1 pseudogene is annotated in these 212 nt (G+C 79.2%); it reads left to right on the forward strand.

Annotated elements, in window-relative coordinates:
• A pseudogene (locus tag G3I65_RS07645) lies at positions 1–212 on the forward strand (fibronectin type III domain-containing protein); the annotation flags it as partial.

Genomic DNA, 212 nt, shown 5'->3' on the forward strand with positions numbered 1-212 from the left:
TCGGCGCCGCCGCGCGCACCCGGCTGGTGCTCGCGTTCCTGGTCGCCGGGTGCCTCGCGCTGATCGGGGTGGCCGTCGCCGGCCGGGCGCCGATGCCGTCGGACCTGGAGTACGTCCAGGCCGGCCACTGGGTCTACAGCGACGCGCTCCAGTCCGCGCTGCACGTCGACGGCGGCGCCGGCCAGGTCGACGCGCGGGCGGGCGTGCCCGCC

Source organism: Amycolatopsis sp. SID8362 (assembly GCF_010550475.1).
GTDB lineage: Bacteria > Actinomycetota > Actinomycetes > Mycobacteriales > Pseudonocardiaceae > Amycolatopsis > Amycolatopsis eburnea.